The 20,452-nt window shown below is 54.8% G+C and carries 24 protein-coding genes; 2 read left to right on the top strand and 22 right to left on the bottom strand.

Translation table 11 applies throughout. The features are described 5' to 3' along the window. Nucleotides 1-408: 408 nt before the first annotated feature. The 13 genes from lysS to spoIIE form a co-directional block, all read right to left on the bottom strand. A complete protein-coding gene (gene lysS / locus C7445_RS09000) occupies nucleotides 409-1,923 on the bottom strand; it encodes a lysine--tRNA ligase (protein WP_166669061.1) in 1,515 nt (504 codons plus the stop codon). Nucleotides 1,924-1,974: 51 nt separating this feature from the next. Next, nucleotides 1,975-2,451, bottom strand: a complete 477-nt coding sequence (gene greA / locus C7445_RS08995; protein ID WP_134159718.1) for a transcription elongation factor GreA — start codon at nucleotides 2,449-2,451, stop codon at nucleotides 1,975-1,977. A gap of 166 nt (nucleotides 2,452-2,617) precedes the next feature. Continuing rightward, nucleotides 2,618-2,872: a helix-turn-helix domain-containing protein gene (locus C7445_RS08990; protein WP_134159717.1), complete on the bottom strand. Its 255-nt coding sequence runs from the start codon at nucleotides 2,870-2,872 to the stop codon at nucleotides 2,618-2,620. Beyond that, nucleotides 2,853-3,359, bottom strand: a complete 507-nt coding sequence (folK, locus tag C7445_RS08985; protein ID WP_134159716.1) for a 2-amino-4-hydroxy-6-hydroxymethyldihydropteridine diphosphokinase — start codon at nucleotides 3,357-3,359, stop codon at nucleotides 2,853-2,855. The genes C7445_RS08990 and folK overlap by 20 nt, the downstream gene beginning before the upstream one ends. Beyond that, entirely contained in the window at nucleotides 3,343-4,119 is a 777-nt protein-coding gene (gene folP / locus C7445_RS08980; RefSeq protein ID WP_134159715.1) for a dihydropteroate synthase, read from the bottom strand. Before folP ends, folK begins: the two co-directional genes overlap by 17 nt. After that, nucleotides 4,116-5,021, bottom strand: a complete 906-nt coding sequence (hslO, locus tag C7445_RS08975) for an Hsp33 family molecular chaperone HslO (RefSeq protein ID WP_134159714.1) — start codon at nucleotides 5,019-5,021, stop codon at nucleotides 4,116-4,118. The genes folP and hslO overlap by 4 nt, the downstream gene beginning before the upstream one ends. Nucleotides 5,022-5,060: 39 nt before the next feature. Then, nucleotides 5,061-6,059 (bottom strand): HD-GYP domain-containing protein, encoded by a 999-nt coding sequence (locus C7445_RS08970; RefSeq protein ID WP_243835085.1) that lies wholly within the window; start codon nucleotides 6,057-6,059, stop codon nucleotides 5,061-5,063. A gap of 187 nt (nucleotides 6,060-6,246) precedes the next feature. After that, complete coding sequence (gene ftsH, locus C7445_RS08965) at nucleotides 6,247-8,055, bottom strand: ATP-dependent zinc metalloprotease FtsH (protein ID WP_134159712.1); 1,809 nt, start codon at nucleotides 8,053-8,055, stop codon at nucleotides 6,247-6,249. 66 nt (nucleotides 8,056-8,121) lie between these two features. Beyond that, the gene (gene hpt / locus C7445_RS08960) at nucleotides 8,122-8,688 is read right to left on the bottom strand and encodes a hypoxanthine phosphoribosyltransferase (protein WP_134159711.1); all 567 of its coding nucleotides are present in this window, start codon (nucleotides 8,686-8,688) and stop codon (nucleotides 8,122-8,124) included. A 74-nt stretch (nucleotides 8,689-8,762) separates the two neighbouring features. Beyond that, on the bottom strand, nucleotides 8,763-10,301 hold the full coding sequence (gene tilS, locus C7445_RS08955) for a tRNA lysidine(34) synthetase TilS (protein WP_134159710.1): 1,539 nt from the start codon (nucleotides 10,299-10,301) through the stop codon (nucleotides 8,763-8,765). Beyond that, complete coding sequence (locus C7445_RS08950; RefSeq protein ID WP_134159709.1) at nucleotides 10,274-11,179, bottom strand: protein kinase domain-containing protein; 906 nt, start codon at nucleotides 11,177-11,179, stop codon at nucleotides 10,274-10,276. Before C7445_RS08950 ends, tilS begins: the two co-directional genes overlap by 28 nt. After that, nucleotides 11,176-11,907, bottom strand: coding sequence for a VWA domain-containing protein (locus C7445_RS08945; protein ID WP_243835084.1), 732 nt, complete (start codon nucleotides 11,905-11,907; stop codon nucleotides 11,176-11,178). Before C7445_RS08945 ends, C7445_RS08950 begins: the two co-directional genes overlap by 4 nt. A gap of 95 nt (nucleotides 11,908-12,002) precedes the next feature. Beyond that, complete coding sequence (spoIIE, locus tag C7445_RS08940; RefSeq protein WP_243835083.1) at nucleotides 12,003-14,459, bottom strand: stage II sporulation protein E; 2,457 nt, start codon at nucleotides 14,457-14,459, stop codon at nucleotides 12,003-12,005. Nucleotides 14,460-14,598: 139 nt separating this feature from the next. On the opposite strand from spoIIE, the gene C7445_RS08935 reads away from it, so the two are divergent. Both C7445_RS08935 and cmpA read left to right on the top strand, forming a co-directional pair. After that, nucleotides 14,599-15,081: a deoxycytidylate deaminase gene (locus C7445_RS08935; RefSeq protein WP_134159707.1), complete on the top strand. Its 483-nt coding sequence runs from the start codon at nucleotides 14,599-14,601 to the stop codon at nucleotides 15,079-15,081. A 126-nt stretch (nucleotides 15,082-15,207) separates the two neighbouring features. After that, nucleotides 15,208-15,318: a cortex morphogenetic protein CmpA gene (gene cmpA / locus C7445_RS08930; RefSeq protein WP_100218561.1), complete on the top strand. Its 111-nt coding sequence runs from the start codon at nucleotides 15,208-15,210 to the stop codon at nucleotides 15,316-15,318. A gap of 24 nt (nucleotides 15,319-15,342) precedes the next feature. Here the strand turns inward: cmpA and C7445_RS08925 are convergent, their stop codons facing one another. The 9 genes from C7445_RS08925 to spoVT all read right to left on the bottom strand — a co-directional run bounded on the left by C7445_RS08925 (nucleotide 15,343) and on the right by spoVT (nucleotide 20,367). After that, nucleotides 15,343-15,552: a hypothetical protein gene (locus tag C7445_RS08925; protein ID WP_134159706.1), complete on the bottom strand. Its 210-nt coding sequence runs from the start codon at nucleotides 15,550-15,552 to the stop codon at nucleotides 15,343-15,345. A gap of 66 nt (nucleotides 15,553-15,618) precedes the next feature. Then, the gene (locus C7445_RS08920) at nucleotides 15,619-16,038 is read right to left on the bottom strand and encodes a S1 domain-containing RNA-binding protein (RefSeq protein WP_058094670.1); all 420 of its coding nucleotides are present in this window, start codon (nucleotides 16,036-16,038) and stop codon (nucleotides 15,619-15,621) included. 142 nt (nucleotides 16,039-16,180) lie between these two features. Continuing rightward, a complete protein-coding gene (locus C7445_RS08915; protein ID WP_243835082.1) occupies nucleotides 16,181-16,525 on the bottom strand; it encodes an FtsB family cell division protein in 345 nt (114 codons plus the stop codon). Nucleotides 16,526-16,564: 39 nt separating this feature from the next. Continuing rightward, entirely contained in the window at nucleotides 16,565-17,161 is a 597-nt protein-coding gene (gene yabQ / locus C7445_RS08910) for a spore cortex biosynthesis protein YabQ (RefSeq protein WP_134159705.1), read from the bottom strand. Then, a complete protein-coding gene (locus tag C7445_RS08905) occupies nucleotides 17,158-17,418 on the bottom strand; it encodes a YabP/YqfC family sporulation protein (protein WP_134159704.1) in 261 nt (86 codons plus the stop codon). The genes yabQ and C7445_RS08905 overlap by 4 nt, the downstream gene beginning before the upstream one ends. 115 nt (nucleotides 17,419-17,533) lie before the next feature. Next, complete coding sequence (locus tag C7445_RS08900; RefSeq protein WP_134159703.1) at nucleotides 17,534-17,839, bottom strand: RNA-binding S4 domain-containing protein; 306 nt, start codon at nucleotides 17,837-17,839, stop codon at nucleotides 17,534-17,536. A gap of 3 nt (nucleotides 17,840-17,842) precedes the next feature. After that, nucleotides 17,843-18,115 carry an HU family DNA-binding protein gene (locus C7445_RS08895; protein ID WP_006445656.1) on the bottom strand — a complete coding sequence of 91 codons (273 nt, stop codon included), beginning with the start codon at nucleotides 18,113-18,115 and terminating at the stop codon, nucleotides 17,843-17,845. 64 nt (nucleotides 18,116-18,179) lie between these two features. Next, a complete protein-coding gene (gene yabN / locus C7445_RS08890; protein WP_208320876.1) occupies nucleotides 18,180-19,691 on the bottom strand; it encodes a bifunctional methyltransferase/pyrophosphohydrolase YabN in 1,512 nt (503 codons plus the stop codon). 133 nt (nucleotides 19,692-19,824) lie between these two features. Beyond that, the gene (spoVT, locus tag C7445_RS08885; protein ID WP_134159701.1) at nucleotides 19,825-20,367 is read right to left on the bottom strand and encodes a stage V sporulation protein T; all 543 of its coding nucleotides are present in this window, start codon (nucleotides 20,365-20,367) and stop codon (nucleotides 19,825-19,827) included. Nucleotides 20,368-20,452: the final 85 nt, after the last annotated feature.

Below are 20,452 nucleotides of genomic sequence, written 5' to 3'. Positions count from 1 at the left end.
AAACTCTCAATGAAATCTCACTATCCCGCATACGCGAGACAGATAAACTGGCGTGGTGTGTGTTTAGTTTTCAAGGAGCGACGCTGCCGTTCGAGGCAGCCCAATCAATATATCACAGCTTACACTTCATCGTCAACCGGTAAGTTTTGCATCGCTCACTCGCTGGCGAGAAACAGCTTCTTACCGACTGTGCTGCTTGGCGTCGCAAACTGCGCCGTCCGAAGCGGCATCGACTACTATACTACGCAGTCTCACGTTTGTCCACTAGAAGATGTTGGTGCAAAGCCATCATCTGAAGTGAACCTGAAGACGCGTAACTCTGCAAGATGAAGGCCGCTGAATCAGCGGCGAAAAGGATGTTAACACCTTTCGCCGCACGTGTCAAGAGGTCCAGCCAATCTCAAAGTATCACTCTGACCGCTCACGCATCAGCGGGAAAAGCAACACATCGCGAATAGACGGTTGCCCTGTAAGCAACATCACCAAGCGATCGATCCCGACACCAAGCCCCCCCGTCGGCGGCATGCCATGCTCCAGCGCGGTCAAAAAATCCTCATCGAGTTCCTGAGCTTCCTCGTTTCCGGCCTCTCGTTCCCTAAGCTGAGCCATGAAGCGCTCTCTTTGGTCAATCGGATCGTTTAACTCACTGAACGCATTCGCGTGCTCGCGGCCTACAATGAAGAGCTCAAAGCGATCTGTGAAACGCGGATCGTCCACGTTTTTCTTCGCAAGTGGTGAAATTTCCACGGGATGGCCATATACGAAGGTAGGCTGTATAAGCTTGTCCTCAACCCGTTGTTCAAAAAACTCGTTGAGGATGTGGCCATAGGTCATGTGCTCCTCAAAACGGACTCCATGTTCGCGGGCGATCGCGCGCGCAGCGTCGTCACCATGAATCGTTCTGAAGTCAACCCCTGTATGCTCAAGGACGAGGTCGAGCATATGAGCACGGCGCCATGGCGTCTCGAGGTCGATCTCATCTGCGCCGTACACAAGGTGCAACGACCCCGTCACGGTCAACGCCGCGTGGCGAATCATGGCTTCCGTCAGATCCATGATGTCATGGAAGTCCGCGTACGCTTCGTACAATTCAAGCATCGTGAATTCCGGGTTGTGTCGAGTCGACACACCTTCATTGCGATAGACGCGCCCTATTTCGTACACTCGTTCCAGCCCACCGACGATCAATCTCTTCAAGTGCAGTTCGATCGCAATTCGCAGATGAAGTTCCATGTCCAATGCGTTGTGATGTGTCAGAAACGGCCGTGCATGCGCACCGCTGGCAACCGCGTGCAGTGTCGGCGTCTCGACCTCAAGATACCCTCGATCCGCCAGGAAATCACGAATCGCCTGAATGATACGCGATCGCATGATAAAAATCTGGCGGACGTCGGGGTTTACAATCAAATCGAGATAACGCTGGCGATAACGGGTTTCAATATCCTTGAGACCGTGCCACTTTTCCGGCAATGGGCGCAACGCCTTTGCCAACACAGTGATCTGCTCCGCAAGCACGGTGACTTCCCCGCGATTCGTACGAAAGACTGTACCTTCGACACCGATGAAATCGCCTAAATCCAGCAACTGAAATATGTCGTACTGCGCCTCGCCCAAGACGTCGAGCTTCGCGTAGATTTGAATGTTCCCGGTGAGGTCGTTGAGTACAGCGAAGGTCGCCTTACCATGCCCGCGACGCACCATCATGCGACCGGCAATGCGAACACGCAACGACTCTGCTTCCAGCTGGTCTTTGTCCTTACCCTCGCCAAACGCGAGAATGTCAGCTGCATGGTGTGTTACGGCGTATCTTGTGCCAAACGGATCGACCCCGCGCTCGCGGAGCGCGTTCATCTTTTCCATACGCATTTGTACCAAATCGTTATCTTCCAAGATGCCACTCCCCTTGTATGTATCGTTGCACATAAATGGACGAGGCCAAGCCTCGTCCCGAGTCCATCGATCATGGCAAATGATTTAACGTTTGATATCGAGAATTTTGAACTGAATGACGCCTGCAGGGACATTGACCTCAACGATGGAACCAATCGTCTTGCCAAGCAGCGCCTTGCCGACAGGAGATTCATTGGAAATCTTGTTCTCCGCAGGATTGGCCTCTGCCGAGCCAACAATGGTGTATTGCACGTCCTCGTCAAACTCCACGTCGCGAAGTGTCACCGTCGAACCAATACTGACCACGTTGGTATCGACTTCGTCTTCATTGATAATTCGCGCATTGCGCAATTGCTTTTCGAGCGTCATGATACGCCCTTCAATGAACGCCTGCTCGTTCTTAGCATCCTCGTATTCCGAGTTTTCACTGATATCTCCGTAGCTGATAGCCACCTTGATACGTTCCGCCACTTCACGCCGCTTCACGCTTTTCAGGAGTTCCAGTTCTTCCTCGAGTTTCCTCAGACCCTCCGGCGTCAAAAGAACTTCTTTTTCTGCCATATGCCTTCTCTCCTTTACACAAGCCAGTGAACGATTCATATGCGACAAGCGTGCCTACCATGAATATGGCAGCACGCACATTCTAAGGGCCATCGCTGTCGAGAAGACGCCGTGCGAGAGGCTGTCGATGATCTATGCGCCATTATAGAGACGGCCCCACAGATTGTCAACGGACGTTCCGCCTGGCTTGAGTGTCATCATTGCCCACAACGTCCGATGCGGAGCGACCGAAAAGCTCATCTTCACTAACTTGCAAGATACGAGATATTTCGCCGACCAACTGCGGTGTGGGAACTCGCGTCCCACGTTCCAACGAACCTACAATGGCCACACTGACTGCCAACTTCTCAGCCAATTCGATCTGCGTCAGGTTTTTCAGTTTCCGGAATGCCCGTAGCTTTCTACCAAAAACGTCCGACATATCGCACCTCTTCTCCAACCTGCAAAGACTTTGCGAGTTGCCCCACGCGGATCCCCCCCAATCCAAGGCGGTCCGGCGTAAGATCGGCCAGCGGAACGATCACAAACGCTCGCTCCCACATTCGCGGATGGGGAATTTGCAAATCGGAAACGCAGTAGTAGTCGTTGTCGTACAACAAAATGTCGAGATCGAGCGTGCGTGGTCCAAATCGAATCGTACGCTCACGCCGCGCCTGCTGTTCAAGACGAGCAAGGTACTCGAGCAACTCACGCGGCTTTGCGGTGGTGCGCAGGTGCACGACCATATTGAGAAACTTGTCTTGGTTCGCATATCCGACGGGATCGGTTTCATATACAGGTGAACATTGCACAATTTCCCCAATATCACGCAATCCGCACACTGCGGCGTCGAGATGAAACAAGCGCTTGCCCACATTGGATCCTGCACCAATGTAAACATCATGTACCCCATCAGGCGCCTGAGGCATGAACAATCGCCTCCATCATCCGACACAAGCGAACCGTCTCGCGTACGTCGTGAACACGAACCATTTCCACACCTTGCGCTACGGCGTAAGCCACCGTCGCAAGACTGCCCTCGAGCCGTTCGTTCACCGGCAACCCCAACACGTTGCCAATCACCCGCTTTCGGCTCGTCCCAAGCAGGACTGGGTAACCCAAGCCGCGAAACTTGTCGATCTCGCGAATGCACTCGAGGTTTTGTGCTTGAGTTTTCGCAAACCCCACCCCAGGATCGACAATGAGCTGACTCTGCTTGACTCCTCTCTGCAGGAGGCGATCAATCCCGTAACGTATTTCCGCCAAGAAGATGTCGACGGTGAGCGATGGCTCAATCCCTGTACGATTGTGCATATACACGTACTGTAAGCCTGTCTCCCGTACCGTGCGGGCCATCTCCGGATCCGCAGCAGCAGACACGTCATTGATGATCTCAACGCCCATTTCAGCAGCTTGGAGCGCCGTCTGCGCGTGATAGGTGTCGACAGAAATGGGTACCGAGAGCTTGCCGCACAGCCGGGCAAGGACAGGCTTCAAGCGCTGCCACTCCGTGTCGGGATCGAGGGCCGTGAACCCTGGGCGTGTACTTTCCGCGCCAATGTCGATCACGCCAGCCCCTTCTTCAACCATAGCAAACGCTCGCTCACTCGCCGCGCCTGGATCGACATAGCGTCCCCCGTCGGAAAACGAGTCTGGCGTCACATTCAGGATGCCCATAACCAGTGTCATACGGTTCCTTCACCCGTCTCCTCGACACTTGCCTGCAATGTTGCAATCATCGATTCGAGTTCTTCCTCTTCGAACGTGTACACGTTCCCGCAGAAGTGACACGTGACTTCCGCAATGCCCTGTTCCTTCCGGATGGATGCAAGCTCGTCCGCACCTAAGCTCAGAAGAATTCGCTTGATGCGCTCATACGAACATTTACAGCGGAAGCGAACATCTTGCATGGCTAAAATCTGTGCGTCAGGACAGAGCTCATGCAGCAAGGCTTCCGCACTTGTATGCGACTCGAGGAAAGACGTGACGCTGGGTACTCGTTGCAACCCCTCTTCGATATAGGCAATATCCTCCTCACGGTGATCCGGCATCAATTGGACGAGAAAGCCCCCGGCAACGATTGGCGCATCATCTGTATCCACGAGCACACCCGCGCCAACGGCAGACGGCGTCTGTTCGGACGTTACAAAATAATACGTAAAATCGTCGGCGATCTCGCCTGATTGCAGTTCACTGCTGCTGGTGTAATAATCTCGCAGTCCAGTGTCCCGAATGACGTACAAATGACCGCTTCCGACAGCGCCGCCCACGTCCAGTTTGCCAGCCGCATTGAGTGGCAGATCGACATATGGGTTGTCCACATAGCCGCGAACATCCCCGTTTGGCAGAGCCTCCACCCAAATCTGGCCAACCGGACCGTCACCTGCGACTTTCACGGTAAGCGACTCTTCATTCTTCAATAACATGGCCATCATCGCCGAGATGGAGGCCGTTCGACCCAGCGCGGCTGTGGCTACAGGCCATGTGTCATGTCGTTTTTGTAATGTGCGAACAAGTTCTGTTGTTACACAGGTGAGCACACGCACACGGCCGTCGCGGGCGATAGCTCGAATGATTCGATCCGTCGTCATGGTATCTCTCCGCCTCCGCATCTTGGTCAGCACTTCTCGTTAAGATTCACAGGCTTCAATCCAAATATCAGCCACGTTTGCCAGGTCGATTTCATAGGGGGCAATCACTTGGCCATACTGGTCTTCGATGGCCCGGACAACCGGAAACTGAAGATTTTGCGAGGGCCGCACAACAACGGCAAGATGCCTATTCGATAACCGAACGGACATGCCGATTGGGTAAATGGAGATGGTCTCACGAAACGCCTGTACCGCCGAATCCGAAAACCGCCCCTTATCGTGATCCTGCTGAATCATCCTCAGTGCATCATGAGGCAAAAACGCACGCCGATACACCCGGTTTGCGGTCAGCGCCTCGTACACGTCAGCAACCGCAGACAACTGGCTGAATAGATGAATGTCCCTGCCCGCCAGCCCGCTCGGATAACCGCTGCCATCCATGCGCTCGTGATGCTGCAACGCAACGATGGAAGATCGCGCGGAGATGTCACCCTCCCGGGTAAGTATGTCATAGCCGAGCTGAGCATGGCGCTTGATTTCTTCGAATTCCTCATCCGATAAGCGCCCAGGTTTCTGAAGCACGCGGGAATCAACGCACAACTTACCCACATCGTGCAGTAAGGTACCGATACCCAGGTCAATCAACTCCGATTTTGTAAGCCCCATGTGCATCCCCAACGTAAGTGTATAAAACGTTACATTGACGGAATGGTGAAACAGTTCTCCATCTGCCACATACACCGAGCTGAGTTGATCGCCAGCACCGCCAGTTTCCTTCAATTGTGCAATGACATCCTCGACCACGGGAGCGAACGATTGGCGTAACCGTTTCGGCTGCACGCAAGGCGTGAATTGAGCCGTGGCCAGTTCGTGCAGCGTGTCGTACGTCATGCCGAGCAATTGTACTTTCGTGCGCTCATCGACGATTTCACGCACCAGAATGTCGTCAGTCGCCTGATTTTCGATACACACAGCTCGGACACCCACCTCACCGAGCCGACGAATCAGACTCTCGGTCAGCACAACGCCCCGTGCCAACAGGGTCCTTCCTCGCTTGTCCGCCACCCTTTGTGCTAACACAGAGTCTGGCTTAACGTATTGTAAGGCGACCCATCTCACGGGACAAACCCCTCCATCGCAAGATCATGATTGTTGTCGAATCCCATATGTATTTCACAAAAAAGCCTCCGAGTTCCTGCCTCGGAGGCACAATTTGTGATACAAATCAGCCGCAACTTTCCATAATTTCGCGAACCTCTTGTTCATCAATTGTCTCTTTTTCCAAGAGGCGTTCTGCCAACGCATTCAGGCAAGCACGCTTTTCCGTCAGGATCTTACGTGTACGTTCATGGCAGGCCTCGACAATGTCCCGCATCTCTTTGTCGATTTCAAACGCAACTTGATCGCTGTAATTCTGCTCGCCCTGCAAATCCCGGCCCAAGAAAATCTGGCCGCCTTGACGGCTCCCATACTGCAAAAGACCTAGTCGATCGCTCATGCCGTACTCGGTAATCATTTGACGAGCTACAGTGGTCACGCGCTCCAGATCACCAGAAGCGCCCGTACTGATTTCCCCGAAAACAATTTCTTCGGCGACCCGCCCGCCCAACGTCATACAGATTTCATCGAGCATTTGCTGCTTCGTAATGAAGTACCTGTCCTCTTTCGGAAGCGATAAGGTATAACCTCCAGCCATTCCGCGCGGCACAATGGTCACTTTATGTACTGTGCGCTCAGGCTGCACGAAATAACCAACCACCGCATGCCCTGCCTCGTGAAACGCAACCAACCGACGCTCCTGTTCGCTCATCACGCGGCTTCGCTTCTCAGGTCCCGCCATCACGCGGTCAATAGCTTCGTCGATGTCACCTTCGGTGATTTCCCGTTCCCGTCTCCGCGCGGCCAATAAAGCGGCTTCGTTCAGGACGTTTTCGAGATCGGCACCGGTAAAACCAGGCGTGCGTTTCGCGATTGTCTCTAAATTAATACCTTTGGCAAACGGCTTGTTTCGCGCGTGCACGCGCAAAATTTCCTCGCGTCCCTTGACGTCCGGTCGATTGACAACAATTTGCCGATCCATACGTCCAGGCCGCAGCAAAGCCGGATCGAGAATGTCGGGGCGGTTCGTCGCCGCAATAATAATAATTCCCTCATTGGCAGAAAAACCGTCCATCTCCACGAGCAGCTGGTTCAGCGTTTGTTCGCGTTCATCGTGTCCGCCGCCGAGACCCGCACCGCGATGACGACCCACGGCATCGATCTCGTCAATGAAAATGATGCAAGGTGCGTTCTTCTTGGCATTGTCGAACAAGTCACGCACGCGAGAAGCACCGACACCTACAAACATTTCGACGAAATCCGATCCACTGATACTGAAAAACGGTACGCCCGCTTCACCTGCAACTGCGCGTGCGAGCAGGGTTTTGCCGGTGCCCGGCGGTCCAACGAGCAAAACACCTTTTGGAATGCGGGCACCGAGTGTCGAGAAACGCTTCGGATCCTTTAAGAAATCGACGATCTCTTCGAGCTCGGCCTTTTCTTCATCCGCTCCCGCGACATCCGCAAACGTAACCTTCCGCTTCTCCTCAGAATAGAGGCGAGCCCGGCTCTTGCCGAAGTTCATCACGCGGCTGCCCCCGCCCTGGGCCTGATTAAACAAGAAGAACATCAGGATGAACAGGAACACAAACGGAACCACTTGCTCTAAAAACGAAATCCAGACGCTGCCACGAGGCTGCGGCGTCACGTTGTACGAAACATTGTGGTTTGTCAAGAAGGGACCGAGGTTATTGTCATACAGGGCTCGCGTCTCAAACTTTTGCCCATTTTTCAACGATCCATCGATGGTCGCGGTCAGCCCCTCCGGTGTCACCTGCACCGTTCCACTGATGTCTCCATCTTTCACGTACGTCACAAATTGCGTGTATGGAATTGGCCCGCGCGCCCGCTCTGAACCAGTCAGATATTGCACGACGCCAACGAGTACCAACAAAATCAGCACGTATAACAGGATGCTCCGGTAAAAACGGTTCATGCCTTACCTCCTCTCGGTCATGGCGCGACTATTGTACCATACCCATATGGGCGTTCCTAGCAATCGTCAAGCCTGTTTCGGCTCATCCGATTCGCCTGTCGCATAGATGTCAGATTTCAACACGCCGACGAACGGGAGGTTGCGATACCGTTCCGCATAGTCGAGTCCATAGCCGACAATAAATTCATTAGGCACGGTAAAACCGTAGTAATCAGGGACGATATCCACCTTGCGGCCGCCGGGTTTGTCGAACAAGGCTACGATGCGAACCGATGCCGCTTGCCGGCGAAGCAGCGTATCCCGTAAATAGGCAAGCGTAAGCCCAGTGTCGACAATGTCCTCGACAATAATGACGTCCCGCCCCTCAATCGGCTTGCCAAGGTCATTTAAAATGCGAACCGCACCGGAGGATTGCGTGGAAGCGCCATAGCTTGAAATCGCCATGAAGTCCATCTCCATCGGAACCGTTACCCGCTTGACCAAATCGGCCATGAACAGTGCTGCACCCTTCAAAATACAAATAAACAGCGGATTTTTATCGTAGTAGTCCGCGCTCAACTGTGCGCCTAACTGGCTCACTTTTTCTAGAATCGTTTGTTCATCAAATAGGATGCGTTCCAAGTCCGGATGCATGAGTGCCTCCCAAAACATCTGTGATTTCATTATCATACGCTGACCCTTTGCATCACATGTCCGTCCAGCGAGACCTAGTCCTGGAATCTCGATGGCCGCGCAAACAATGCGTATCCTCCGCCCGTGTCATCCCACCTTTGTACATCCGTACGCACAGCGCCTGGGATCCAGACAATCCTGCCGGCCACGCGAACTATGGGCCAGCCGGGACGGAGCCGACGCGGAATTTTGCTGTCGGAAAAAACGTCCTGCAATTTCTTGCTCCCTGCCAGGCCAAGCGGACGAACGCGAACACTGGTTGGCAGGCCGCAGACGATTTCCACAAAATCCACGTCGGGCACATATGCCCGCCAAGGCGATCTGCGTGGCTGTGGCGGAAGCTTCGCGATTGGAAGCGCGCGAAAACGCCAGAACACGCCTGCAGATGCAAATGACAACTGCCGCACGTGCACCAAGTCCCATTGTGCAATCGAGCGAGGACCTCGCGTCTCATGGTCATGCGGCAATGCCTGATGTCCTATGTATATGCGCCCGTACTCTCGCCAAGCGCCTAGACCGTGCGGCAAGCTCACGGCGGCCGAGGCGGTATCCTGGCGCAGGGCTAGCGTCCGAATTGACTCGACGTGTGAAAAAAGCCAATCCCGCGCGCAGAAACAATTCAATAGTATGTGAATAACCCTGCGTTGTAAAGAAAGGTGAAGCCCGGCAAACGCTTCGGTCGAGATTTCAACATCATGCCCGGATCTGCGCACGACCACCTGTTCCAGAGCACGCTCCGCCTGTTCCTGCAAAAACGACTCGTCTGCCTGTAATTGTTCGGTCAAATCAAGCGTTCTCGCTTCGACTGCAGGTTGCAAGGCTGCGAGCAATGGCAGCAGTTCATGCCGAACACGATTGCGAAAGAACCGCGTGTTCGCGTTCGTCTCGTCTTCGCGAAACGGGACATCCCACATGTTTGCGTATTGTACAATCTCGCTTCGCCTAACCCGTAGCAAAGGTCGAAGCAATGGTACGCCCTCCCGAATTGCGGCAGGGCGCATAGCTCCTAGACCCGCCAATCCCGATCCGCGAAGCCAACGCATGACAAACGTCTCCAACTGATCTCGACTGTGATGAGCAACCAAGCAGACACCATGCGGGTACGATCTCGCCCTTGCCAACAGGGCCTCGTAGCGAACGCGCCGCGCGGCGGCCTCGATCCCTTCGCCGTGGCAGTCCTTCACCTCAACGGGGACGACCTCACAGAAAACCCCTAAACGAGAACAATAGGACGCGACAAACTGCGCGTCGTCGGCTGAGGTTGGCCGCAGGCCGTGATCGACGTGTACGACAGAAAAGCCGCCCAAAAGCGGCTCACTTCCATGCATGGCGCGATGGCACAACTGAAGCAGTACCATGGAATCGACGCCACCCGAAACGCCAATCACCGCATGGGCGGACTGAAGTTGGTGTGTTTTGCAGAATTGCGCAAATTCGCGTTCAAGCTGGACGTTGTTCAATCGCTGTCCGCGCCTTTCGGTGTCATATCCATCATTGTAGCAAATACGCCGCCCGACTTCCTCGTCCGCCCGGCCAAAGCACTCTTTTATATCAGGCGCAAATACAGCGCCCATGCACAGGCAGTCGACAATGTTGCGCTCGCAAGGCTGCCCCACATCAACTTGGCAGACCAATCGGTTCCATCAGGCTCCTTCGGAAGCGGGATACTTTGAATGGCCCTTGCCAATGTAGGTGCATCTGTCACAGAACCGCGCAACACTTTTTGTAAAAGACTTCGCCACCCCGGCTCTGCCACTTGCAAGATGGCCTTATTGAGCCATGCTCGCCGCTGTTCTTGGGATTGACTGAACACGTTCGCAGGTGGTTTGACGTCAAGCGTCAAAGCCATAAGTGCGACGCCGATGAGATCGTACTGCGCCGAAGCGCGGCGCTCGCATACGCCCCAAAACGCGCCGTCCGAGGTTGGCGTGAACTGCCGCACGGCTTTGCCAAGGGGGGTAACACCCCCCGCATCGACAAAGCGTACGCGCATGTCGTCAGAGGAATCCACCAGGATGTTTTGTGCCTTCACGTCACAAAATGCATATCCGGTCTCGTGCAGATGGGCCAAGCCAGCGACGATCTCGTGCAACACGCGCTTGCGATCCGCCGGTCTCAAGCCGAGCCAGACCTTGTCCAGCGGCTTACCCCCGACGCGTTCCATGACGTAGAAATATTGCGCGTGTGGATGATCGCTATCGTCAATTTGCTGTGGCGCAGGAAACGAGGAACGGGCACCTTTCACACGCTCGAGCAAAGACCATTCGAACGCGACTTGCCCGGCGCCCTCACAGACTTTCATCGCGCCCGGCAGTCCGTCGTCGCGATCGACCGCGTAGACGACGCCATTCGCACCAACGCCCAGGCACCCGCGGATGCGCCAGCGACGGCCTGTCCACTTCCCGACGATCCAAGTGCCGCTTGGAATCTGCACTTGTGACTTATCGGTCATGCAAAGTCACGCCTTGGCCCATCGGCCTCATCTACGGTGCGCTGGCGGTCGATGATCAAGGATGCTGCATAGTCGATTGCCGGCCCCGTCGGCGTCCCCCCGCGCGCAACCAATGCCGATTCGAGAGAGGCCACATCGACCTTGTTCGAAAACGGCTGCACAAGTCTTGTCGATTCCTCTCCTTTCCCGGGAAAACTCAGCACAGCGACCTCAAGCGATCCTGTGCGAACCTGCAGAGATAAAGAAAGATCGCGTACAGCCTCGCGCACAGTGGGAATCTTGTCGCGCATGCTGGCACTCATGTCGAGCGCGACAACCAGTTGCAATGCGATCTCTTCCTCGAGTTTCGCCACAACCTGCATCACGCGCGAGCGTTCCGCGGGCGGTAGATCCTCGGTCGTCTTTCCCATCACCGACATGAGTTCCTGATTCACCACCTGCTGCAGCGTCATCTGCATCGTCTGATGCGTCATCATCTGCGCGGTAGCGGAAATGTCCGCCGGCTGGACGATCCGGCACATACCGCCACCGGCGTCCGCTATGGACTGTGCCTCTTCATACCCTTTTTGCGCCGCCTCGCCGTCGCCCACGATGCCAATCACGTTGACGACAATCCCTCGGCCATGGGCTCGCCTTGCGGCGTCCACCGGATCCGGCCCAATATTGGAGCACCCGTCGGTGATCACGAGAATTTGTCGAATCGTTGCCTCTTTACCCAACGAATCCACCTCCGTATTTCTAGCTAGTTGCCAGTATCGCCGATGAACGGGTGGTTCATTCCAAAAAAGAGAGTAGATTCGCTTGTAAAAAAAAGCGCGGCCTTTTAAGCGCCGCGCCTGTTCTTGTGTGGTTTGCGCAGACTCGGGATGTTCGGCAGTTTGATGGCCGCCCACTCCTCTTGACTGCGTTCGACAACGGCCACGACAACGGTCATATCATCGCGCACAAGCCCGTGATTCATCCGCACCGCGTGTTCAATGAGTTCATCGGCAATCGCCTGCGGTTCCATCACCGCAAGATCCGCAATCGCCTGCTTTAACCAGCTGTCACCGTCGTACCGATGCGGTGGAGCGTCGTACAGGCCGTCCGAGACGAGGATGAGGATATCGCCCGGATACAACTGCTGCTCAATCGCCTGCACCTCGATGTCCTGCAGAATGCCAATAGGTACGTTGCTGCCGGTAATTTCGATCACCTCGTCGCCCCGTTTCACATAGCTGGGGGCCGAGCCGACCTTTAAGAACTCCGCCTTCGCGTTGAATAGGTCGATCAACGCCATGTCCAGGGTCGTGAACATCTCGTCTCGAGATCGCAGTAACAGGGTCGAATTGACGGTGCGGATGGCCAGTTTCTCGTCAAAGCCAGCTTTCATCAACTTTTTTAACAGATCGATGGCCGCTTTCGATTCCTGGCGTGCGCGCTCGCCGTTGCCCATGCCGTCGCTGACAGCCACGGCGTAGCGCCCATTACCGAGATCGACAGTCGTATGAGTGTCCCCGGAAACCAAGCGACCGTCGCGGGCAACGGCAGCAACCGCGGTGTTCACCTGGAACAAGCGCGCCGAAGCGAAGACGCTCGTGCATGGTCCTCCCCCTTCGGACACATGCACATGGGAAACGGAGATGTGTTCGCCCAACACACCGGACAATAGCGGCGCAATCATCTTCGCTGCCGTCTCGTACGCCCCCTCGGTCGGCTGCACGACTTCGATCTCGACCTTGCCAGGTTCCAGACTGACGATGTGCACATCGTCAACGTATAGTCCGAGCTGTTCCAAAGCTCCTAAGATTTGCTCCTCATCGGACAATAGTGTCTGTTGTTCGGCATCCAGCTCACGAGCCATGGTGCGCACGACTTCTGCCACCCCGGAGAGTTGAGCCGATAGCAAGGTCCGTTGCTCGCGCAGCTTCTGTAACCACTTTGCGTCGCGGTGCGTGATGTCGAGGTTGTACCGCAGCGTACCAATCAACGGATCGAGACGGATGCATCGTTCGCGCAACTCTTGGCTGGGAACGGCGCGACGTCCGCCGGACATTTCGAGATTGCGCAGCGTATTGGCGATGGCGTGATACGTTTGCACGCTCTCTTTCTCCCAGCAGCGCGATCGCCTTGGACACAACGAACATACCGTCTGCCGAGTCGCCTCGACCATTTGTGTGACAAGCTGCTGAGCCGTCTGAAATTCGCTGTCGTTTGTATCGGCGAAGCTCTCCGAAAGTTCATCGAAAACCAGACTAACCTCGCTGATCTTCTCCGTCAGAAGAGCGTGAACGCGATGAGCGCGGGCACGCTCCTCCGCCGAGTGCTCCGTGGTGCCAGGCACGAACGAGCGCAATTCGCGAGACAGGCTTGCTGGTGTGGCCAGAAAACCGATGGAAGCGACAACAGCGGCCATCATCTGATCCAAAAGCAGCGTATATCCATGTGCATAGGTGAGTGTCAAAACGGTCGTCGCCAGCACAAACGACAACGCGATCAAAACCTTGTGCGTATCGCGCAACAACCCGCACAATAGCCCCGCAAATCCAAAGATCGCGACTTCTGGCAGCGAAGACTGGTGGTTCAGCAGCGTGAGCATGCTCACAGCAATGGCGCCCGCAGCACACATACCCATCCCACCAGCACTCATGACGAGCACCAACCAGTCGACGGCAACGAGCGCAACGGGTATTCCATGCACCTGCAGACCATCAAACCCCATGATCACGGAGGCAATCAAAATGATGACACTTAAGAGTTGTTCATAGCGCAATGTTCGCGAGGTTTCCTGACCGACAAACAAGTTCATGCACTGGATGAAGATCAGCGATAATATGGTGACCAAAGCGCCTTCGGCGAAGCTCACAAGCACTTCGAGCCCGGTGATTCCGGTGCCATACATCCCGAGTTTCGCCAAGAAGCCAACTCCGCCTGCGGCAATCGGGATCCACATGAAGTCGGTGGATGGACGGCGAATCACAAAGCGCCGAACGAGCTTGTACAAAACGAGAGAAACAAACATCAAAAAGCCACTGTCGATACCTGTGGTCAGCGCTCCGATGACGGCCGCATAGGCAGGCCAAGCGCGGCGTTGGCCTGCGATCTCGGCAAGTACGGCGAAATAAGCAAGGCCAAATGGGGAGACGACGTGATCGATGTTGGCTCGTCCGAGCAATAAGCCAAGTACAGCCAACAGGGCGACGCGCCGCCACGCCCGCCAAGTCCACCGTGGGGAGACCGCCGTACGAACGGGCGCTTGTTGGTTCTGATGGCGCTTATGAAGCGATGAGAGTTGGACCATGAGACGTAACTCCCTCCTCGAATGTGTATGGCCATTATACGGGTGGTATGCCTGAATAATTTGTCAAACGGCGTCCGTGGGGGGAACAAAAATTGTGACATGATGTGCGAAGGTTCGCATGAGAAAGGGAGAAAGCGACATGGAACAGACACCATCGCGCGAACGCATGGACTGGCACACGTTCTTCGCATCCCAGAGTCGGGTGATGGCGGCGAGATCGACATGCCCCCGACTCGCTGTGGGATGTGTTCTTGTGCGCGAAAAACGCATGATTGCCAGTGGCTACAACGGAAGCATCCACGGCGATGAACACTGTCTGGACGTCGGATGTAAAGTGATTGGGGGACATTGTGTTCGGGCTGTCCATGCCGAACAGAACGCGCTGCTGCAGTGTGCCCGCTTTGGTATTTCCACCGAAGGCGCAGACTTGTACGTGACACATACGCCGTGCCTACACTGCACCAAAAGCCTGATCCAAGCCGGAATTTCCAGGGTGTTTTATGAAGTTGAATATCGACCAGATCCCTATGCACAGGAACTGTTGAACAAAGCGGGGATTCTCGTCGAGCAGGTTGTAAGCAGGCTCGACCTTCTCGTCGACCTTCGCGAAGGGCACAGATGACGTCGATTTTCGGCGTTCGAGGTTGAAGAATGCGGATTCTGGGCGCAGATTCGAGGCATTGTGCGTAGACTAACAACAAACACCGAAGAACCGCGGCATACGCCGCGATGGGCGAGGTGAAGTGGAATGCCAGAATGGCTTCGCAGTCAGCTCAGGCGAGCGTTCCTCAATCGCGATCGAAAGTCCATCCTAATGCTCAATCAAGCGTTCTACCGTTACCGCCAGACGCGAACATAAAACGGGCGGCGGCATTTGGCCGCCTCACCCATTTTCATGTTTTTCACGTGAGCTGGCAATGCGGCCATTGAACTTGTTGACGATACGCGAAAAGACATCCTCTGTGACGGGGCCGAGTTGGGCTTTGTACATATCGAGCGATATGTGACACCCGTCGCGGTCGTTCTCTTCATCAAAGGCTAGGATCACGCGTTGGCCGTCGGACAACTCGTATTCTAAATAGTATGTATCCACAGTAAACCAACCTCTCCACAACAAAACACCGGGCCTTACTCCGAAGCCCGGTGTTTTGTTGGTGCATTAGCCGCGGCGTCCGCCGCGTCCACCGCGTTTACTCTCATTTCGACGAAGCGCTGAAAGGCGCTCTTCACTGTCTTTCAGAAACCGGTTCATGATTTGTTCGAAACCCGGTCGCCGCCCGTCGCCGCGATGGCCGCCTCCTCGCGGTCCGCCGTGTCCACGCCCCGATTGGCCGCTATTGGAAGACTCATTGGCCTGTCGAATGGAAAGGGCGATTTTCCCGTCCCCGCCGATACTGATGATTTTTACGGTGACTTCGTCGTCGACTTTTAAAAAGTCGTGGACGTCCTTCACGTAGCTGTCCGAAATCTCGGAGATGTGCACCAACCCAGTTGCGCCCTCGGGCAAAGTTACGAAAGCCCCGAACTTCGTGATGCCTGTAACTTTCCCTGTCACCTTGCTGCCGACCTCAATGGCCATAAAGACGTCTGTTCCTCCCTGTTCGCATAAGACGAAAGAATCATTTCTGATGAGTGCGAAGCTATCCAACGAGTCATCCTTGGATCAGGATATCCTCTTTGCAAGAATGGAACACAAGGACCGACTGCGAATTACGACAATCTTAGCCTGTATGACCATTCGGTTGCAAATCGAACGGAACTTGATTTGGCAACACCAAATTCTGATGCTCCGTTGCGTACTTTTCAATATACGATGGATCATTCAATTGTTGCTTCTCTTTTTGAAGGGTTTGCTGCTGTGTCTGTATGCGGTGCAGTTGATTTTGAAGCTCGACGCTTTGGGCCTGAAGTTGCTTCAACTGAGGACGCTCCGCATGTAGAAAGTACACTGCGGCCCAACCACAAATGACGATCATCGCAAGATAGCGTACGCGCATCCACGGATGCCGAACGATTCGGCTTCTAGGTTGTTGCTCGGCACCATAACGTTGACGGTCTGCTCGCACGAGTATACGCTCCCTCATGGACGTTGACAAAGCTGAGGACTACTGTATCGGCTTTCGAGTACGCCCTAACCATTTCGCTGTCAGATGCCAAAACTCCTCTTGCCACTGCAAAAGTTTTTTCCGCCAGCCGGCTTCCTTGCCCACATAGCGGCGGATCGGAAACGTTAGTACCAGGAGGATGATGAACAGGAGCTTGGCAATCGCGTCCTCCAACCGACAACCGAGCCCGTACAACAGCTTTGCCAAACCGCTCAACAAGCGCCAGGCCCATCGTGCAGGTAAACCGAACAGCATGTACAACGCGCGTCCAAAAATTACCACAACGACGCGCATCACGTGCAAAATGGCAAAGGCACTACCCACGACCCACCGCCTCAAAAGCAGGCGATACAAAGTGTACCCAGCGACAAGCAGCAAGAATGTCCAAATGCGAAACGTACCGGAGATGGTGCGATACGTGCAAACATATACGACAACAGCGGCGACAAGCCAAAAGGCGAGATCGAAAAGCGGCCGCAATCGGCGCAACCAACGCGATGCGCCCGTGATGGTGTTGTAAAAGTCGAACGTCGCCCCCATGGCCATGCCACACAGGACCATCCAGACGACATAAGTGGCGTTTTGCGCAGTATTCATCGCAACAACCGCCCCATCAAGCCCCTCTGCTTCCCATCGTCGTAGACAATGGCTCCGATCTCGCCCTCGATGCAGACTATGCCTGCATGCCTATCAAACTGTTTCATATGCAGCGACTGCCCTGCAATACGCATATTGCCTGCCGTGGTCGACAATTCAAACGCCTGGACGTCAAAGCTTTCGACGCGCTTGACTCCCGTGATTTGCAACTCACGGCGCCCCGTCAAGTGCACATCGTGTTCCTCCGCCGCAGCCATACCGCCACCCCCATCGACCCAAGTCGTCCATCTTCAGTCTATGAGAGCATTTGTGATATAGAACGGCGGTATATGCAAAAGGACCGATCCGTGTGCAACGGATCGATCCCCTGACTCAACGAGCGACGTCGTCTTCGTCGTCGACAAACGCGGCATCTACATGATCTTGGCGCGTCTCCACAGCGATGGTGTCATACAGCGAAGCAGCCTCATCCCGGCGTGGATTCTCGGCCAGTTTGCGAACGACGACCGTCATGGTCTTATTACCATAGCGAATGATAAGTTCGTCGTCGACCGCGACGTCTGTCGATGCTTTGGCTGTGCGCCCGTTGACACTCACACGTCCAGCGTCGCAAATCTGCTTCGCCAGCGTCCGACGCTTGATGAGACGCGATACCTTGAGAAACTTATCGAGGCGCAAGGCTTACCGCGTGCTCTCCTTCAGCTTGTTGCCTGGTTTAAAGGCAGGAACGGTAGACGCCGGGATCTCAATGACTTCACCGGTCTGCGGATTGCGGCCGGAGCGCGCCGCGCGCGAACGGGTCTCGAATGTACCAAAGCCGATGACCTGCACCTTTTCACCCGCAGCCAGAGCTTCCTCAATGGTGTCGAAAACGCTGTTGACGGCCAATTCGGCGTCCTTTTTCTTCAGACCGGTCTTCTCGGCCACCTTGTTTATCAGTTCCATCTTATTCACTCGCGAGATACCCCTTTCGTGGGAATGTCGGGAATCTAATTCGTCCTTCGCCGCAGGAATCCTGCTAGTTTTCCCTCGGAAGCGTTATTTTTGCTTCATTCCAGTAGCTATCGAGCGTTTCCGGCGATATCTCTGCCCAAGATTCGTTACCTTCCGCCACACGCCGCTCCACGTACTGAAACCGATGGATGAACTTACGCGTCGCCTCTGCCAATAACGTCTCGGCATCCAATTGGAGAAACCGGGCCACATTGACACACGCAAACAGCAAGTCCCCCAATTCTTCTGCCACCGCTGCATCACGCCTGCGATCGCGGACAAGCTCGATTTCAAGTTCATTCATTTCCTCTTTTATCTTTCCCCATACATCCTCGAGCTTTGTCCAGTCAAATCCGACTTTCGCCGCCGCAGTCTGAACAGCCTGTGCGACCATGAGCGCAGGTCCGGCAAAGGATACAGCGGCGAGCGTACTCTGCCGACTCTCTTGTTTTGCGTGCTCTTCCTCTTTTACACGCTCCCAAATGGCGTTCACTTCGTCCACGGATTGCGCGGTTCCCTCGCCAAACACGTGCGGATGGCGCCGTACCAACTTCTCCGATAACCGGGCGAACACGTCGCGGACGTCAAAGTCGCCCACCTCGCTCGCAATCTGCGCGTGCAATAACACCTGCAACAGCAAATCGCCAAGCTCTTCCGCCAGATGATCCGGATCTCGCTCATCGATAGCCGCAGCGACTTCGTACGCCTCCTCGATGACATACTTACGCAGCGATTCGTGCGTCTGTTTTCGGTCCCATGGGCAGCCATCCGGCCCCCGCAACGTCTCGACAATCTCGACGGCGGCAAAGGGATCGCGCCAGGTCAACTGCGCGTCCTGTACCGGTGGGACGTAGACTGTCGTCAAATGATCGATCCAATCGAGCCTGTCCAGTTCATATAATGGCACGGTCTCAAGCCGCTCTTCGCCTGCGACTCCGGCGGCACGAACCACCGTCACTTGGTAGTCGTCCGGGTAAACGTCCATGAGACTCAATTTCACATCAGTTGCCACCTGTCGTTGATAGACCTGGGCGATAAGCGTATGTACGCGCGGATTCAACAATCGACTCGCCGGTTGCGTGCCATCGAGCAACAACAGCCCTTCGATAGGATCGATCCGCAGACGGGACGCCGCAACATCGAGAAAGCTCTGCCCCGGTCCGATTTCGATCACAACGTCGGAATCGGTCGTTGTGAGCAGAAGCTGCACACTCAACTCCGCGATCAACGGGTGCCCTGGCACAGCGTAGATGACGTGATCGTGCGTTTTCGCGCGCTCCCGCACCCGCTTAGCCATGCGCGCGTAAGCCTCGTCAAACGTCTCGCTCGTTTCGTAGATGTCGTCGAGCGACTCATACTCGACGCCAAGTTCAGGCAACGAGGCAACGACCGGATGCACAGCCGTACGCAATATTACAGGCCATCCGGACTGTAACAAACGGTATGTGCCAACGGGCAAACCGTCCACATCCCCCGGACCGAGCCCTACCACATGCACGATTCCCACGACAAAACCGCCCTTTCCCTTCGTCGACATGTCATTGGCCAGTATAAACAATCCTTCACCAGAGTTGAAATCTCCATACGCTGAAAGGCCTGTTGCGGGAAATCCTGCAACAGGCCTTTTCAGAAAAACACCAGACGATTCCAAACTCCTGCGGGCAACTTCATTATTGCTCCATCTGTTTACCAAGAAAGCCGGCTGCCGTTTCGGCAAGCTTTGTTTCAGTCTCTCCCATCCGCACATTCTCTTCGCGCGTCACCAGGATGACTGCGCCAATTGGATCGCCAGCGGCAATGATGGGAGCGATGACGCGTGCGCCAAATCGTTCGCTTCGATCCTTGACAATCGAGTAATCGGCGGGTGTAGAGTTGATCACCGTTTTGCGATCCTCCATTGCCTGTTCGACGTCTTCGCTGACTTGCTTCTCAAGGAAGTCCTTTTTTGAAGCACCCGCAACTGCGATAATGACATCGCGATCGGCAATCATAGCGATATGTCCGGTCGTCTCCGCCAACGAATCGGCGTATTCCTTCGCAAAGTCGCCGAGTTCGCCAATCGGCGAGTATTTCTTCAAAATGACTTCCCCGTCGCGATCGACGAAGATTTCTAAGGGATCGCCTTCGCGGATCCGCAACGTGCGTCGAATTTCCTTCGGAATTACAACACGACCGAGGTCATCAATTCTCCGTACGATGCCTGTAGCTTTCAAGAAATGATCCCTCACCCTCATGAAGTTTGGTGCAACGGATGTCTGACGTGACTGTATTATGTGACACCATATGATCCTCTATGCA

The organism is Alicyclobacillus sacchari (genome assembly GCF_004366795.1).
In the GTDB taxonomy this organism is placed as follows: domain Bacteria; phylum Bacillota; class Bacilli; order Alicyclobacillales; family Alicyclobacillaceae; genus Alicyclobacillus; species Alicyclobacillus sacchari.
The sequence above is the reverse complement of the archived record's forward strand: the minus strand, read 5'-3'. Positions and strand labels throughout refer to the sequence as shown.